Source organism: Bacillus cereus group sp. N14, assembly GCF_016483555.1.
GTDB classification, from domain to species: domain Bacteria; phylum Bacillota; class Bacilli; order Bacillales; family Bacillaceae_G; genus Bacillus_A; species Bacillus_A wiedmannii.
In genome coordinates, this window is record NZ_JAEHBQ010000015.1 from 1 (window position 1) to 14140 (window position 14140).

A 14140-nucleotide genomic window follows, 5' to 3' on the forward strand; every position below is an offset into this window, starting at 1 on the left:
GCAGAGGAAGTAGCGAGAGAAAATGTATTCTATATTGCTAATAATTTTACGGAGTTTTTAAATAAGTTACATGATTAGAAGAAGTTAAATCGTAAAAAGGAAATAGTAAAGAAGATAGTGGGATGAAAAATACATATAAGCAGTGGGCGATAAAAAGCATTAAAGGATAAAATAGATGAGAAATGGTTGTTGGCAGGGAAAATGTGTATTTTATATAGAGTAAAAGGCGGAGTATAATGAAAATATGGAAAATTATTAGTAATTCACAGTATGATCAATTAGAGTGTGAGAATGAAGAAGGACAAGAAATTTTTAATAACTATTTTCAAGGTCAATCAGTAATTAATACGTGGAATCCATTGCAAATGAAACTTTTAAATGAGGGGGAACCATCAGATTTATTAAGTGAAATACCACTTGTTTTTACAAAAAAAGCGATAGAAGTAGTATTTGATTTAATTAAAAGGAAAGTTGAAATTCTTCCACTTGTTCATGAACGATATGAATGTTATGCAATACATGTATTAAATGTATTAGATTGTATTGATTATGAGAATGCGGACCCTGATGATTTCGGTGGATTTGATAAATTTGCTTTTATTACAGAGAAAATTAGGGGGGAGCATATTTTTTGTGCATTGAATACAAAGCATAAATATGGGGATTTTCCAATTGTATCTGTACAAACATTCGTATCAGATGAATTTAAAGATTGTGTTGTGGAAAGTGAACTAAAGGGGTTTAATTTTCAGTTAGTATGGGAATCCGATGAGAAAAATCATGAACAAAAAATAGAAACTAACCCAGTGATACGTCCAACCTCAATAGAAGATTTTAAATCACATATTCAGCAGCATTATGGACTGATTACGAATCATATAGAAGCAAATACAAAAAGGATTACCGATGTAGAATTATATGATGTTGGACCAAATAAAATAGTTGATTACCATACAGTAGTAACATATCGGAATAGCTATTTCCGTATGCCAGCTCCATCAAGTGTAGATAGTGGTTATTCAGAATTTGTCATGCATCTACCGAAGGATTGGGATGTTTCATTAACCGCTTTGGCGAGTTCGAAATACAGTTGGCCTTTGCGTCTTTTACAAGAATTTGGAGAAACGACAAGGGAATATGGATTAGAGCAATGGCTTATATTTCCGAATCAATTAGATGAAGGTAAGGAAGATTGCAATGCGTCAATTCATCCATATAGTAAAGAGACGGAATTTTCTGGTGTTATGATTGTGCCACCAATTCCACAGTGTTCAGGGGCATTAAAAATGGAATTTCGTGAAGATGGTAAAGGAATAGAGGGTGACTGGCCGGTTTATTTTCATACCCTATTACCGTTATATAAAGAAGAAATCCAATGTTATTTCGAAGCAGGATTAGATACGTTATTACAAAAATTACTAAAAAATGGTGTTGAAGCAGCATTTGACTTTAATCGAGAGAATACGTGTAAATAAGGCAGGATCAATTGAAGAGATTTGTAGTGAAAAAGTAATAAGAATCGCTATATAACTTTATTATTAGTATGAAGGTGGGATATGAAATCCAATTATTTTTCATTTATTAATAATTCAGTAGGAAATGAAATCTTATTAGGTGTTAGTGGGAAGGGTAAAACATGGAAATAAAAAAAGCGTTAGATCGGTATTTTAAAGCACTTATGAATGTATGGGAGAAAAAATATGGAACGTATCCTAAAGTACCGTGGGATGCAGAAGTGGATCCTTTATTATATTTAAGTAATCCAGATGAAGAAGGATATGTATATTGGAAACCTCTTGAGAAAAATAAGATAGATAATTTTATAGAAATTGAGAAAGAACTGAGTGTAAATATTCACGATGCGATAAAAGAATACTTTAATTCTTATTGGTTCTTAGACATACAAGGCTTTTACGGTACAAAATTAGTTGTCCTTGAACCTGTGGAACCGAATAAATTTATAGTAGAATTTATTCAAATAATGAAACGGTATGAGGAGAGTGAAGGGAGAGAATTTAGGTATATACAGATAGGATTTGTCTCTCCGGAAGATAGGGCTATCATTTTTGACAATGAAACAGGAGAAGTATTAATAGAAAACTTTGAAACAGAAGAAAAAGAGTTTCTTTCTAATTCCCTAGTTGAGTTGATAAGTAATTTAAAAATGGAGCAGAGATAATAATATGATATGCAGGAGGATAAAATGATCTCACCACAAGATTTTTTAGTGAATTGGAATGAAGAAATATACGGTTTAATTCATTATAATGAAAAAATCATTCACTCGTTTTCATTCTCGAAAGAAACGAAAGACTTCTTAATTAAAGCAGGTTTTCCCGAATCTGCTCCTCCATTTCTTACATTTGAATCTGCGGATAACGGTGGCGGGATAAGGTTGAGCGAGATACAAAATGAATTAGGTACGATGTATGATAAGTTTATATACTTTGGATTTACTGGTAGTGGAAATCCAATCTGTATTGATGAATCTAAATCACAACTCGTATATATAGATTATGACAATGAAAATAAAGTCGTTCTTATAAATAGTACGATAGAGAAGTTTGCAGAATCTTTACTTGTCTATGTGGAATTTATAAAAGAAGTAAAGGCTGCCAATGGAATAAAGGCTTATATTGAAAAAAATATACCTAAAGGTTTGGTGGAGTGGATTTCTAATGCACTTCGAAAAATTGATGCAGTTGCTTTAACGGAAGGATGTTTTTGGAAAGAAGAAATAGGGAGTTTTAGTGAATAAGTGTAGATAATAATAGATGGTATTTTTATAGTTGTAAAAAGTTATTCTAAAAGGGGTATGTTGGGTGAATCATAGACGCAAGAAAAAGAAGCCGAAACAAATAAGAAAAGAAGCTGTTCGGATAAAACCGATAGTAGAAGAAGAAAAACCACTAAAGAAGAGTAGCAACAAGTTGGTCGATATTCTCCTAGGTATTCTTCTTTTTCCAATTCTTATATGGGCTGTCTTGGAAGGTTGTACAACACAATTAAGCAAAGGGAAGACTTTCCTTATTATCGTTTTCTTTCTCTTAATTGCAGTAGGGTTATCTATGATAGGAAACAAATAAGGGGGAGTTTAGATGTTTAAGAAGAAGGAGAAAAAAAACATTTACGTTAGACTTGTAAACACACAAGGGGAAATCATTCGAGAGTTTGATTGTACAGAAAAAGACTTGCGGAAAGTAAAAGAAAATGGTGCTGAAATTCGTGTGGTTGGAGATAACTCATATGAGATGGTAGCAACCGATGAACAACTAGAAAAATTAGCAAGAGCTGAAGCAGAAATCGAAGCGGAAATTAAGGCATGGGAAGACGCTTTAAATGAGAGTTTGGATGAACGCGAAGAAAGAGAAGCGAGACAGAAGGAATTGAAAGAAAAGAATAAATGGAGTACAAAGAAGAAAGTGACCGTATTTGGGCTGATATTCTTTGTATTTATTGGATTACCTATTATCGAAGGGTATCAAAATAGTAAATTAGTTGAAGAAGGTACATCATTACATGCAGAAATAGTAGGTAGGCATGTAGAGGAGGAATTCATATTTACACACCCAACATTAGTAGTTGAGGTAGACGGTAAAAAGCATAATGTATGGGTAAGTGAAGAGACATATAACGGAGCAGAGTGGTTAGGTAGACTAAAAGTCATCAAAACAAAAGATGGTAAAGTGGAGAAAGATCCTAGATATGAAGGCGAAGACTTAATCACGAGTTATTAAGGGACTATATACGATTCCTATAGGAGTAGAAGGAAATGGTTCACTCAGTAAATTTTGAAGGTGGAGATGAATTACTTTTAAATGGAGAATTAAAGGAGAGTTGGCCAACGTTTTATGTGTTTTTGAAAGAGTATTTCAAGTGTTAAGTGTTGATGGAAGTTAACAATAGGTAGGGATACCTTAGTAATAAGTGTGAGAGGAATGACGGGTAAATGAGAGTGAACGATTCAGTTTTTGGAGAGATTGAATATACTTATGCTTGGGCTAAGTGTATGCCTATAACTTTTATAGGTAATGTAACTGAGATTGATTTGATGATAGATGGTGAAGAAGATGGGATGTTTGATGAAGGGCAGTATGTAGCGTATCAATCATTAATAAAAAATTGGGAAGAGGTACAAATAAGTTTATTACAGTCTATATTAGACTATTACAAACAAAGGCGATGTGAATTAGGATATGGTATTGGAGTGCGAGAAAATTATCCATTAGTTGAAACAACTGATCAAATACTAGAGATGATCAGTTTAGATGGTATTGTTGTTCCGTATGCAGATATTACGGAAGGACGAGAGGTTGGAATTACATTTAATTGTATGTGGGATATAGAAAATGGTGTAGGAGTTCGTTTATTAAATGAAAAGATAATGGAAGTAGGTTATCAGGATATTATTTTTTAATATAAGTTAAAAGTAAATGCGGGGATTATATAACCTAAATGAAAAAGGTGTCAATCTTTCTCGAATTGACACCCAGATATGAATTTGTTTAACATCTTACATACTTACGTTTGAAACCAAGTCTTCCTCTATCAAGTTCTTTCTGAATACTCTCTGTAGCATGTAGCAAACTGCTTTTTTTATTATCACGTTTGACTTCAACTATACCAACTTCTTTTGCAGTTTGGACTGCTTTTTCATGTAGTGGTACATATGAAATTGCCACTGTGTTTAGGAAATTATTCATAGCAGATTTTGTTCGTTCTGGAGAATGATGAATTGTATCTTTCACCATTTCAAGCATATCGGAAATTTTACTTTCGGAAAACTCATTGTCTTTGCGATTTCCTAAAAGCCAACAGTAGCAACTCCAGCCTGCAGACATTTTAAGCTCGTCCCCACTTGCAATCCATTGATCAGCAACGTCTTGTGCAATATTTGACTCCGATAAAGTTACTGCTACAACATAATCAGATAGCATATAAAAATATGCGCCATCCATCCAACGATTAAAATCCGATTCACTCATAGCTTTTGGGTCGGCAATAATGCCTGCAAAGTACATAGCATCGTAGTTGCCTGTGGCATAAAGTTCTTCAGCTAATTCTTGATTTAATTTTATTTTTTTAGCGATTGGTTTCATGGCACCTGTAGCTACGCCAAAAACTGGCTCGTGGGCGCCGTTAGATATGTATATTTTTTTCGTTCGTTCCTTACTTAGAGCTTCAAGTTCTTGCATAACTGTTTTAAAATCCATAGCTGTGCACTTCCTTCCTTCATGTAAGAGCCTTTTTCAGTCTTTCATATTTCTTATGTTAATACTAATTGTATTCAAGAGGTATGTCCACTTTCTAAAGGTATCGAAACCAGTTAGTAATTGTGAAGGTTTTAATTTTGTAACCGCAACAAGCTATCTATAATGGTAAGAAGGTCGCTGTAAGGTAAGGAAGAATGAAAGTATGTATAGTTTTTTCAATAAATATTTGGTATGATGGTGAATGGGAAAAATATACAAGTTGTTAGTGGCTCATAAAAGGGGGATTGAATTGAAAAGAACGCTTGAATTCGTACTAGGTTTAATTGGTGGCATTATAGGAATTATTATTTCCATACTATTAATAGTTGTAGCGTTTAATATTATGGAAGGTTTTGATTATGAACTTTTAGCTTATTATTCTATTATTTTAACGGTTCAAATAGGGTTGCTTATTTTATCATGTTTAGTAAACAAGGTTAATAATAAAGTTTATGGAGTTTGTATGATTGTGATTCCTATAGTTATGTTATTTATGTCATTATTCTTTTTACTTATTCCAACAATATTACAAATTATGTCTGGTTCATTTGCATTTAGAACACTAAAGTTAGAATCGAATGTAGGATAAATATAATTGTTTACGTCTGAATATTCGGTTTCTTTAATGTTTTCGTTTGCAGTTCAAATTAACATAAGGTACAAAGTGGTGCGCTTTAGGAGGAGAAATAGATGATTATTTGGTCTGGTTGGGGTTTTTTAGTCGCAATTATTGTAATTATTAATACTCTTTTGGGTAAGGTTATCTTTGGATCTATAACGGGGGACGCTACATATTTTCAAGACCATAGTTGGCCAATGGCGGTAATGTTTATTATATCAGGGGTTATGTCTTGGTATTTAGGAAAATATATTAATAAGCCAAATGGGAAAGTTTATATAGATGCCGAAACTGGTGAAAAAGTTATGTTTAACAAAAAGCACTCACTATTTTTTATAAAAATGGAATATTGGGGACCGATTTTAGGAGTTATTGCGATTGTAACTTTAATTACAAGATAAAAAAAGAGGATGGATATAGTAAGAGTAACTTATTCAAGTAAAAGGAGAAATCAGTCATGAATGCAAAGAAATTACTAGGGGTAGCAGTTCCGGTCATGTTGTTATTTGGTTGTGGAGTGTCTGAGAAAACGAACACTTCTAAACAGGAGAAAACGGAAGAGTCTAAAGTAAAAGAATCGAAGTCTAATAGTAAGAAAGAAAAGGTTTCAAAGGAAGACTATCCTAATAAAGTGTATAAATTAGGGGTAGAGTTTGATAAGTTGTTTGCGGAGCATAACAATATTACAAGAGAGGTTTTTGACGGTAAGAAAAAGAAATCAGATGTAGTAGATAGTGTGAAAGAATTAAATAAAATGTTAGATAAATTCGAGTCGATAGATCCCCCTGCAGAGTATGTAAATCAACAAAAGGATTTTGAAAAAGCAATTGGTTATTTTAGAGAGTCTTTTTCTTTAATAAATGAAGTATTCACCCGAAAAGAAAAAAGAGAAAAAGGCGATAAAACTGATAAAGAGTTAATCGAGAAATCCGAAAAGTTAGTGAAAGAAGGAGATATCTACTGGCTTAAGGCATTCAAAGATCTTGAAGGGGATATTAAAATCGGTGATGGTACAGTATCTGTGAAAGATTTGAAAGAGTTAGATAAGAAAGCTGGAATTAATACGGATAATGTTATGAAGAATGTGAAAGATGGTACGGAATTAATCGGTAATTGGGGATTCAAAGGAACAGACGGTTTCATTATGTCACTCATTCTAAAAGGTGATAAGACATTTGAAACGTATGGTAAAGGTGAGTATCCAAATAAAAAGAATTATATTGAAGGAACTTGGGAATATGATAAGGAAGCTTTTACAATCTATTTACATCTCAATAAACGTTTAGTAGACGGTGTAGAAGATACAATTCAAAAAAAGAAAATAGCATATAAAGTTCAAGATTATGATGGAGAAAACTTGCGATTATTTAATGAGACTTCATTCAATACAATTCAGTATGTGAAGCAAAGATAAAGTTATGTAGGACTAGGTTTAAATGGCCTGGTCCTTAATTAAAGTGTGGGAATGCAACGAATATTTTATCGTTGGCTTTGCCTATTTTATATCATGTTATGTTTTAATAAATTGATAAACGGAATTTAAATGTAAGTATGGGGAGTTGCTTATAAATGATAAAGAAATTTACTAGAGTAGTACTAACTACGGTGATGCCAATTAGTCTTATCATGGGTTGTGGGAACGCTGAAAAAACTAAAGCACAAGAGACGAAAGCGGTACAATCTGAGAAAAAGGATTATATGGATTACTCATATGGTAGCAAAGGTATATTAGTAAGCAGTAAAGCGAAAGAACGTCAACAATACGAGGTTGGGTTTATAGATGACAACAAGTTAGTAGGGATTGATGAAAATATTGCGGACTGTATTATTTTAGATAATAAAGATGAAGCAGGTCTCGTTTGGAAACAAATAGAGCGTGGGTCTATTATAGAAGTGCAATATGGTAAGGATCGCAACGATATCGTAGGGGTGCAATTAGTAAGAGATCGTGATACATACGAAATTAGTGATAAGTTTGATCGAAATACGATAAATGAGATTGTCGAAAACGTTAAAGGGAATTCGTAATAGATGTATTTCGATAGTATAGGATTCCTTATCATGAAATTGTGAATCAACGGCATTTTTTATATGAAAATGCCGTTGATTTGTGTTAAAAAGTAAATGCTATCTTATAGTCTTGTAGAAAAACACGTATTAATCATAAGTGAATTATTCTTCGTTCAGCTGTGATGATCGCCGTAAGGTTATTATCCAAAATAAAAGAGCGCAAGCACTAACAGATACACCTAATATACATACTCCATCCCAACCATATTTTGCATACATATTTGTTGAAAGAATGGCACCTGTTGCACTACCGATGGAATAAAAAATCATGTAACTGGCAGTGAGTCGACTTCTTGCTTCGGGACGCACTGTGAACAGTATACTTTGATTGGTGACATGTACAGCTTGCACAGCTAAATCTAGAAGGATAATGCCGAAAACTAGTAACAATAGAGAGTGGTTAATAGATTTAATTAGGAGCCATGAAAGTACTAATAATAATAAGGCTATGCCAGTTGTTCTTTGGCCTAAACCATTATCAGCTAATTGTCCAGCTTTAGTAGCAGCTAATGCACCCGCCACTCCAGCAAGACCGAACGCACCAATAGCTGTATGTGAAAGATTATGTGGTGTAGCACTTAGGGGCAATACTAAAGAAGTCCATAAAATACTGAATGAAGTAAAAATAAGCAATGCTAATATTCCGCGAATGCGTAAAAGTCGTTCTTCTATAAATAATAAGAAAACAGAGTATATTAATTTTCGGTAAGATAGAGTTGTCACTTTTTTATGTTCAAGAGTAGGTAAATTTCGGTGTAACAAAAAAGTTACGCAGAGTAAAAGGATAGCAGAGGTGAGATAAACGGATCGCCATCCAGCTAAATCTGTTAATGTGCCTGCAAATGTACGAGCAAGGAGTATACCTATTACAACGCCACTTGTAACGAAACCTACTATGCGTCCACGTTCTGCTGGATTAGCTAAAATTGATGCATATGCGACAAGTGTTTGCGTAACAGTTGCAAGAATTCCTACTAAGGCCATACCTATAAAAAGTACGATGGTTGAGGGGGCGACTCCAATTATAATTAAAGCGATAACGGATAAAAGCATTTGGACAATTATTATTTTCTTTTGGTTTAATAATTCACCAAGTGGAACGAATAAAAGTAATCCAAGTGCATAACAAACTTGAGTAATAGTAATTACAATACCGATAGTTGAATGACTAATCTTAAATTCATTTGATAAAGAATCAAGAAGTGGATGAGCGAAATATATATTTGCCACAGCCATTCCGCAAGCTATTGCGAATAATAGAGTCATATAACGAGACATTGTTGCATGAACAGGTGAATGTATATGAGTGTGAGTATGTTTTCGAATGGTCATCATTTTTTCTTTACTATTCATAAAATCAGCTCCTTTTTGTATTGTTAAAAATAACGTACCGAACGGTATGTTATTTTATAAGTAAAATATAATCTTGAAGAAACATATATGTCAAGTTTATTTTGAATTTAATGTGATTTTTTGACACATCGTTTATAATTTAATACGATATATACTATACTGATTGGTACACAAATGGTGATGTGTAATCTTAATAACTAGATGTAGAAAGGAGAATGTTTTAAATGGCACGACTACGCGAATTTGATGAAGAAAAAGCTTTGGATGCTGCTATGCAACTTTTTTGGGAGAAGGGATACGCAGCTACCTCATTAAGCGATTTAACTGCTAAAATGGAAATACAAAAGCCGAGTTTATATTCAGCCTTTGGTGATAAAGAGGGGTTATTTGAAGCGGCATTAAGGAGATACACAAATTTACATGCGGCTAATATACGAACAAAACTTCAAAACGAACAATCTGTAAAAGAAGCAATTCGGACGTTTTTTGAAAATATAGTGGAAGAGGAATATAAAAAAGAGTTCAGTAAAGGTTGTTTTTGTATTAACACAATGGTTGAACTTGCTCCTCATAATGAAAAATTTGAAGTACTGACTAGAGAGCATCAAATGTATCTTGCAGTTATTTTTCAAGAATTAATTACGAAAGGAATTCGATCAGGAGAACTGCAAAATGATTTGAACGCTAAAGCAGTAGCGCAAACATTAGTCACGTCCTTAATTGGATTAACAGTGTTAATGAAATCACGTCCAGAACGTTCCGTTATAGATAATTCGATATCGATAATAGTATCGTTAGTAAAATGATCTTTGGGTGAGGTGTTAATCAGCAAATTAGATAATAAGAAAGTCGATTCCTTATTAACATAAGAAATCGACTTGTTATAATTACTTATTTTGTAAGTTGTCTTTCCAAAAATTATAGCTATTATCAATAACTTCTTTTAATTTGAAATAGTTTTCCCAAGTATCTTGCACATGGTAGAGAGTTTCTTCATCTATAAAAACGTCTGAGTAATCAATTATATACTTCCATTCCTCATCATTATTAAAGTAATACATGGCGAATTGGTTGCCCTCATCATTTAACATGTCGTCTGCCAAAACGCCATCCCAATTCATATAAATTTCTGTGCCAGTCATTTGTCTAAGTTTAAACTGGTTAATTTCGTCTTGAGACTCTTCTTCAAATTCTTCACTACATAAATGATGTTCAATTATCCATCCTAAAAACATACCAGTATGTACAAAAGCTTGATCGATTGGTAAGTCCTCAGGAAAATTACCTTCATAATGGTACTTCGCTTTATCATAAACCATCGTATGTAACAATCAGTTCATCCCCTTTAACGTATTATCTCATAAATTCGTACTATTTGTTTTAATATTTTAACTATTTTTCAAGTCATTAGATGATTCGAGTTTGAATATATCATTGAGATTGTGAAGGTTATTTACTTAAACTGACGGGCAATAATGATCAATTAAAAAGAAAGGTAAAGTTAGCGAAAAGAACAAGGGTTGAAGAACGTATGGATTCATTCATTGTAATCCATTATAAGGTTTTACGTGGCGTGTTATTTGAGAAGTAAGAATGATTTCATCAAAAAAATCCATTGGAGTTCCAATGGATTTATACATTACAATTTTATCGAGACCTCATTCAACATCATAACAAATTATAAATAAACAGTCTATATTTTGGGTTGGATTTTTTATATAGTTTGGTTGACAGCAAAACTATATAAAAGGGGTGTTATTCATTGGGAAACACTTGTCACCTTGATCAATCTGATTTACAGGAGTATATGCAAAAGGTATTTGGTACCAGTTATTTGGTTTCTAATGTAACGAAAATGCATGGCGGTGCACAAAAGGTAGTCTATAAGATTGACTGCAGCAATGGATTTTCCAGCGTTCTGTATGTGTGGGATCTTACCATGAATTATTTTCAAGAAGAAATAGCAAACGGAGATATACATGAACAATCCTATAGTAGTGATTTATTTGAATTAAATAACAAGTATTTAATTCAACAGGGAATTCAAACCCCCATTCTATATGATCTGAATAAGGAAAGAAACCGTTATTCTTATGATTATGCTCTCGTTGAATATGTAAATGGACAAAAGGCAGAAGTGTATTTTCAAAATTCCGATTCATATGTAAAAGATAAAGTGTTTCAGCGGTTAGGAGATATGCTGACAGGCATGCATGCCAATGAGAGAAATACTCATGGGAAAGTGAATCAAAGTGGAATCAACACGAAAAAATGTCATCACTTGCAAACGAAGCATGCAAAAAAAGATTTAGATTATGCATCCCAACATATTGACAGCATCAAGGCAAGTCATAGCAAGCTACTCGATACATTGTACGAGCTTGAATCAAAAATTGAGCCAAGAAATCGATATGGATTTATACATGGGGAACTAGGCCCTGATCATGTATTAATTAATGACAAACTAGAACCTTATTTGATTGATATCGAAGGAGCAAAGTTCTTTGATATTGAGCATGAGCACAGTTTTTTACAGTTTCGATTTGGGGATTATTATCGATATTTAAAGAATGATACTCTTGATCCCAACAGGATGTTATTTTATCGGTTACATCATCATATATCCTTAACTTCAGGCGGCTTGAGATTGCTTCACAGAGGGTTTCCGAATCAACAGTTTGCAAAAGATCTAACCGATTACCATTCTCATTGTACACTGCGTTTTATTGAAGGGTGATGTCTTTAAGTTAAATATTATCTTTCCTTATAACGACAAAACTACCATGATAGTAGTTATGAAAAATTATAAAGATTCTTCTTGTTGAAGAAAATCAGTAAAAGGTATCCTCATCTATTTTTGAGAGTAGTAGTGTGTATGAGGGGAAGTGCTTTTGACGGCAATTGCAATTGGTTATAAAATAATGTCTGTTAAGGAATTTTATAGAAACTATCATTCACCTGCTGGGGATAAAATGAAAGTATGTATAAAAGGGTGAATATACATAGGTGATGAAAGTTTTGTTAAAAGTACATAGTAGATTCATAGTTTTTCACTAATGAGAATATAAAGGGAGGTTGAGATACTGCACGAACAGTGTAGATATCGATTACAGCAATGAATACAATCATAAAAAAAAGAGTAATGGCACTATCAACAAGTTTAGTAATGTTAGGGAGTGCACCTTTAGCAATATCAGCAGAAGGGAGTAAAAACCTTCAAACGGATTAGCTTCGTATCGCACAAGGGGAACGTGGAACGAGCGGATTAAGTTATTCTAATTTCAATCTAGAAACTCCAGATCACATGCAAATTAATGAAGTGGAAGTATCAGAGAATGAGAAAATTCTCTTAGAAGAATATAAACATAAACATGATGAAACAGAAGAGTTACATAAAATGAAAGAAGCGAAAACAGGTCAAGTAGCGGAAGATGAAGTTATTTCAAACATTGAAAGGGCTTTTGAACATGTAGACGGTCGAAATGATGGTTCTACTCGCGAAATGAAGCCGGTTGAAAAGCCAAGAGCTATTCAATATAGTGCGTCGATGACTATAAAGAAATATGGAACACTTTACAAATCAACATTTAATCACATACAAACAGCATGTTCAACGATTATGCAGCTTACAGGTAGTTACTGGTGTTGGAAATAATGAGTTTAATTCTAAAGGTACAACAGCTGCCTTTTTAGTGAAGATGTTAGACTCTATGCAGAAATAAATGAATGGTATGTAGAAGGTTGTATTGATGCAAGAAAAAATAATAAAGACTTTAAAGGAGCTATCCAAAATGAAAATTTGGAACAGCTCCTTTTTTATTTTAGCCCCTATGAAGCCCCTTCCAAGCCCCTCATAAGCACCTACCAAGTAATAAATCACTAAGAAAAAACAAAACAAAAACAACTACAAGAACAAAAAAGCGCGAAAAAATAAAACCGGCGTTGTAGTAGTTAAAAAAATTTGGAATTCAAATGCAAAAACAAAGCGCTCATTCCTATATGTATATTGAAGGGTTGAATGCTGTCTTTTTATGAATAAAAGGAGGGGGTAAACATATGGCGGTGTACCGTAATGTGCAGGTGAACTTTTGGCAAGATGAATTCATATTAGATTTAACGCCAGAGGAGCGTTATTTTTACATATACTTGTTAACTGGTACGAAAACGAAGCAATGTGGAATTTACGTATTACCGAAGCGTGTGGCAGAACTGGAAACAGGCTACAGTATGGAAACTGTTGAGAAGTTGTTAAATAGATTTGTTGCATATGGAAAGATTTTATACGATGCGGAAACGAAAGAGTTATACATACTAAATTGGCTACACTATAACCCTATTTTAAATACGAATGTAGAAAAGTGTGTGTTACGGGAATTAAAGACTGTGAAAAATAAAGAGTTCATACATACGTTTTTACGTAAATGTCTTGAAGAAGAATGGAAGATTCCATTGTTGTTGCAGCATTTTGATATGCCGGCAGAAGAGGACAATAGTAGTTTACAAGAAGTTACTGAGGAGAAGGAAGAAGAGATAGAAGGGGATACTTCGCATAGTGAAGTTTATAAGTTTTACGAACAACATATAAGTAGTCTATCTCCGTATATCGTGAAAGAATTGAAAGAGTGGATACAAAAAATTTCAGGAAAGACAGTAATAGAGGCGCTTAAAATTGCATTTGAACATAATAAGCGAACGCTCGCTTATGTGAAGGGGATTTTGAGGAATTGGTGTAAGAGAGGGCGAGTAGACTTCATTGAAAGAAAGGAAGGCGTACATAAGAGAGAGGTATGTAGTTTGTATGATCCATAGTATGAGAAAGTATAGGTTTTTCAACTTTTCTAAAAGG

At 33.4% G+C, this 14140-nt stretch carries 16 protein-coding genes and 3 pseudogenes; 16 read left to right on the forward strand and 3 right to left on the reverse strand.

What is annotated here, in order from left to right:
- From JDS82_RS19740 to JDS82_RS19775, 8 genes and pseudogenes are all read left to right on the forward strand, one after another.
- Positions 1-78 (forward strand): annotated as a pseudogene (locus tag JDS82_RS19740) (SMI1/KNR4 family protein); the annotation flags it as partial.
- 158 nt (positions 79-236) lie between these two features.
- Positions 237-1475, forward strand: coding sequence for a suppressor of fused domain protein (locus tag JDS82_RS19745; protein WP_199713781.1), 1239 nt, complete (start codon positions 237-239; stop codon positions 1473-1475).
- 161 nt (positions 1476-1636) lie between these two features.
- Positions 1637-2179, forward strand: coding sequence for a SecY-interacting protein Syd (locus JDS82_RS19750; RefSeq protein ID WP_061672535.1), 543 nt, complete (start codon positions 1637-1639; stop codon positions 2177-2179).
- A 24-nt stretch (positions 2180-2203) separates the two neighbouring features.
- Positions 2204-2758 carry an SUKH-4 family immunity protein gene (locus tag JDS82_RS19755; protein WP_199713782.1) on the forward strand — a complete coding sequence of 185 codons (555 nt, stop codon included), beginning with the start codon at positions 2204-2206 and terminating at the stop codon, positions 2756-2758.
- A 64-nt stretch (positions 2759-2822) separates the two neighbouring features.
- Positions 2823-3086, forward strand: coding sequence for a hypothetical protein (locus tag JDS82_RS19760; RefSeq protein WP_001016550.1), 264 nt, complete (start codon positions 2823-2825; stop codon positions 3084-3086).
- A 12-nt stretch (positions 3087-3098) separates the two neighbouring features.
- Positions 3099-3737, forward strand: a complete 639-nt coding sequence (locus JDS82_RS19765) for a hypothetical protein (protein WP_000473561.1) — start codon at positions 3099-3101, stop codon at positions 3735-3737.
- A 32-nt stretch (positions 3738-3769) separates the two neighbouring features.
- Positions 3770-3883 (forward strand): annotated as a pseudogene (locus tag JDS82_RS30205) (SMI1/KNR4 family protein); the annotation flags it as partial.
- Positions 3884-3949: 66 nt separating this feature from the next.
- Positions 3950-4417 (forward strand): DUF6985 domain-containing protein, encoded by a 468-nt coding sequence (locus JDS82_RS19775; protein ID WP_064057455.1) that lies wholly within the window; start codon positions 3950-3952, stop codon positions 4415-4417.
- A gap of 88 nt (positions 4418-4505) precedes the next feature.
- On the opposite strand, the gene JDS82_RS19780 is transcribed toward JDS82_RS19775, so the two are convergent.
- Positions 4506-5213 (reverse strand): DNA alkylation repair protein, encoded by a 708-nt coding sequence (locus JDS82_RS19780; protein ID WP_199713783.1) that lies wholly within the window; start codon positions 5211-5213, stop codon positions 4506-4508.
- A gap of 289 nt (positions 5214-5502) precedes the next feature.
- On the opposite strand from JDS82_RS19780, the gene JDS82_RS19785 reads away from it, so the two are divergent.
- The 4 genes from JDS82_RS19785 (at position 5503) to JDS82_RS19800 (ending at position 7899) form a co-directional block, all read left to right on the forward strand.
- On the forward strand, positions 5503-5841 hold the full coding sequence (locus JDS82_RS19785; protein WP_063261426.1) for a DUF4064 domain-containing protein: 339 nt from the start codon (positions 5503-5505) through the stop codon (positions 5839-5841).
- A 101-nt stretch (positions 5842-5942) separates the two neighbouring features.
- Positions 5943-6272, forward strand: a complete 330-nt coding sequence (locus JDS82_RS19790; protein WP_000587857.1) for a hypothetical protein — start codon at positions 5943-5945, stop codon at positions 6270-6272.
- 56 nt (positions 6273-6328) lie between these two features.
- Complete coding sequence (locus JDS82_RS19795) at positions 6329-7285, forward strand: DUF3994 domain-containing protein (protein ID WP_199713784.1); 957 nt, start codon at positions 6329-6331, stop codon at positions 7283-7285.
- A gap of 155 nt (positions 7286-7440) precedes the next feature.
- Complete coding sequence (locus JDS82_RS19800; RefSeq protein ID WP_199713785.1) at positions 7441-7899, forward strand: hypothetical protein; 459 nt, start codon at positions 7441-7443, stop codon at positions 7897-7899.
- A 144-nt stretch (positions 7900-8043) separates the two neighbouring features.
- Here the strand turns inward: JDS82_RS19800 and JDS82_RS19805 are convergent, their stop codons facing one another.
- Positions 8044-9294: an MFS transporter gene (locus JDS82_RS19805; RefSeq protein WP_199713786.1), complete on the reverse strand. Its 1251-nt coding sequence runs from the start codon at positions 9292-9294 to the stop codon at positions 8044-8046.
- Positions 9295-9518: 224 nt separating this feature from the next.
- Between JDS82_RS19805 and JDS82_RS19810 the strand changes: the two genes are divergently transcribed.
- The gene (locus JDS82_RS19810; RefSeq protein WP_199713787.1) at positions 9519-10100 is read left to right on the forward strand and encodes a TetR/AcrR family transcriptional regulator; all 582 of its coding nucleotides are present in this window, start codon (positions 9519-9521) and stop codon (positions 10098-10100) included.
- A gap of 81 nt (positions 10101-10181) precedes the next feature.
- Here JDS82_RS19810 and JDS82_RS19815 read toward each other — a convergent pair whose 3' ends face one another.
- Entirely contained in the window at positions 10182-10625 is a 444-nt protein-coding gene (locus JDS82_RS19815) for a DUF7832 domain-containing protein (RefSeq protein WP_000903405.1), read from the reverse strand.
- A 476-nt stretch (positions 10626-11101) separates the two neighbouring features.
- Here JDS82_RS19815 and JDS82_RS19820 point away from each other — a divergent pair, with 476 nt between their 5' ends.
- The 3 genes and pseudogenes from JDS82_RS19820 to JDS82_RS19830 all read left to right on the forward strand — a co-directional run bounded on the left by JDS82_RS19820 (position 11102) and on the right by JDS82_RS19830 (position 14103).
- Positions 11102-12031: a phosphotransferase gene (locus tag JDS82_RS19820; RefSeq protein ID WP_098057557.1), complete on the forward strand. Its 930-nt coding sequence runs from the start codon at positions 11102-11104 to the stop codon at positions 12029-12031.
- A gap of 498 nt (positions 12032-12529) precedes the next feature.
- Positions 12530-12868, forward strand: a pseudogene (locus JDS82_RS19825) (S-layer homology domain-containing protein); the annotation flags it as partial.
- Between the two features lie 482 nt (positions 12869-13350).
- Entirely contained in the window at positions 13351-14103 is a 753-nt protein-coding gene (locus tag JDS82_RS19830; RefSeq protein WP_199713788.1) for a DnaD domain-containing protein, read from the forward strand.
- The last annotated feature ends 37 nt before the right edge of the window (positions 14104-14140 follow it).

Excerpts from the sequence above, each read along its gene's own strand:
- JDS82_RS19755 (WP_199713782.1), top strand. The coding sequence starts at position 2,204 with ATGATCTCACCACAAGATTTTTTAGTGAATTGGAATGAAGAAATATAC.
- JDS82_RS19765 (WP_000473561.1), top strand. The coding sequence starts at position 3,099 with ATGTTTAAGAAGAAGGAGAAAAAAAACATTTACGTTAGACTTGTAAAC.
- JDS82_RS19810 (WP_199713787.1), top strand. The coding sequence starts at position 9,519 with ATGGCACGACTACGCGAATTTGATGAAGAAAAAGCTTTGGATGCTGCT.
- JDS82_RS19780 (WP_199713783.1), bottom strand. The coding sequence starts at position 5,213 with ATGGATTTTAAAACAGTTATGCAAGAACTTGAAGCTCTAAGTAAGGAA.
- JDS82_RS19820 (WP_098057557.1), top strand. The coding sequence starts at position 11,102 with ATGCAAAAGGTATTTGGTACCAGTTATTTGGTTTCTAATGTAACGAAA.
- JDS82_RS19830 (WP_199713788.1), top strand. The coding sequence starts at position 13,351 with ATGGCGGTGTACCGTAATGTGCAGGTGAACTTTTGGCAAGATGAATTC.
- JDS82_RS19750 (WP_061672535.1), top strand. The coding sequence starts at position 1,637 with ATGGAAATAAAAAAAGCGTTAGATCGGTATTTTAAAGCACTTATGAAT.
- JDS82_RS19745 (WP_199713781.1), top strand. The coding sequence starts at position 237 with ATGAAAATATGGAAAATTATTAGTAATTCACAGTATGATCAATTAGAG.
- JDS82_RS19775 (WP_064057455.1), top strand. The coding sequence starts at position 3,950 with ATGAGAGTGAACGATTCAGTTTTTGGAGAGATTGAATATACTTATGCT.
- JDS82_RS19800 (WP_199713785.1), top strand. The coding sequence starts at position 7,441 with ATGATAAAGAAATTTACTAGAGTAGTACTAACTACGGTGATGCCAATT.
- JDS82_RS19805 (WP_199713786.1), bottom strand. The coding sequence starts at position 9,294 with ATGAATAGTAAAGAAAAAATGATGACCATTCGAAAACATACTCACACT.
- JDS82_RS19795 (WP_199713784.1), top strand. The coding sequence starts at position 6,329 with ATGAATGCAAAGAAATTACTAGGGGTAGCAGTTCCGGTCATGTTGTTA.
- JDS82_RS19790 (WP_000587857.1), top strand. The coding sequence starts at position 5,943 with ATGATTATTTGGTCTGGTTGGGGTTTTTTAGTCGCAATTATTGTAATT.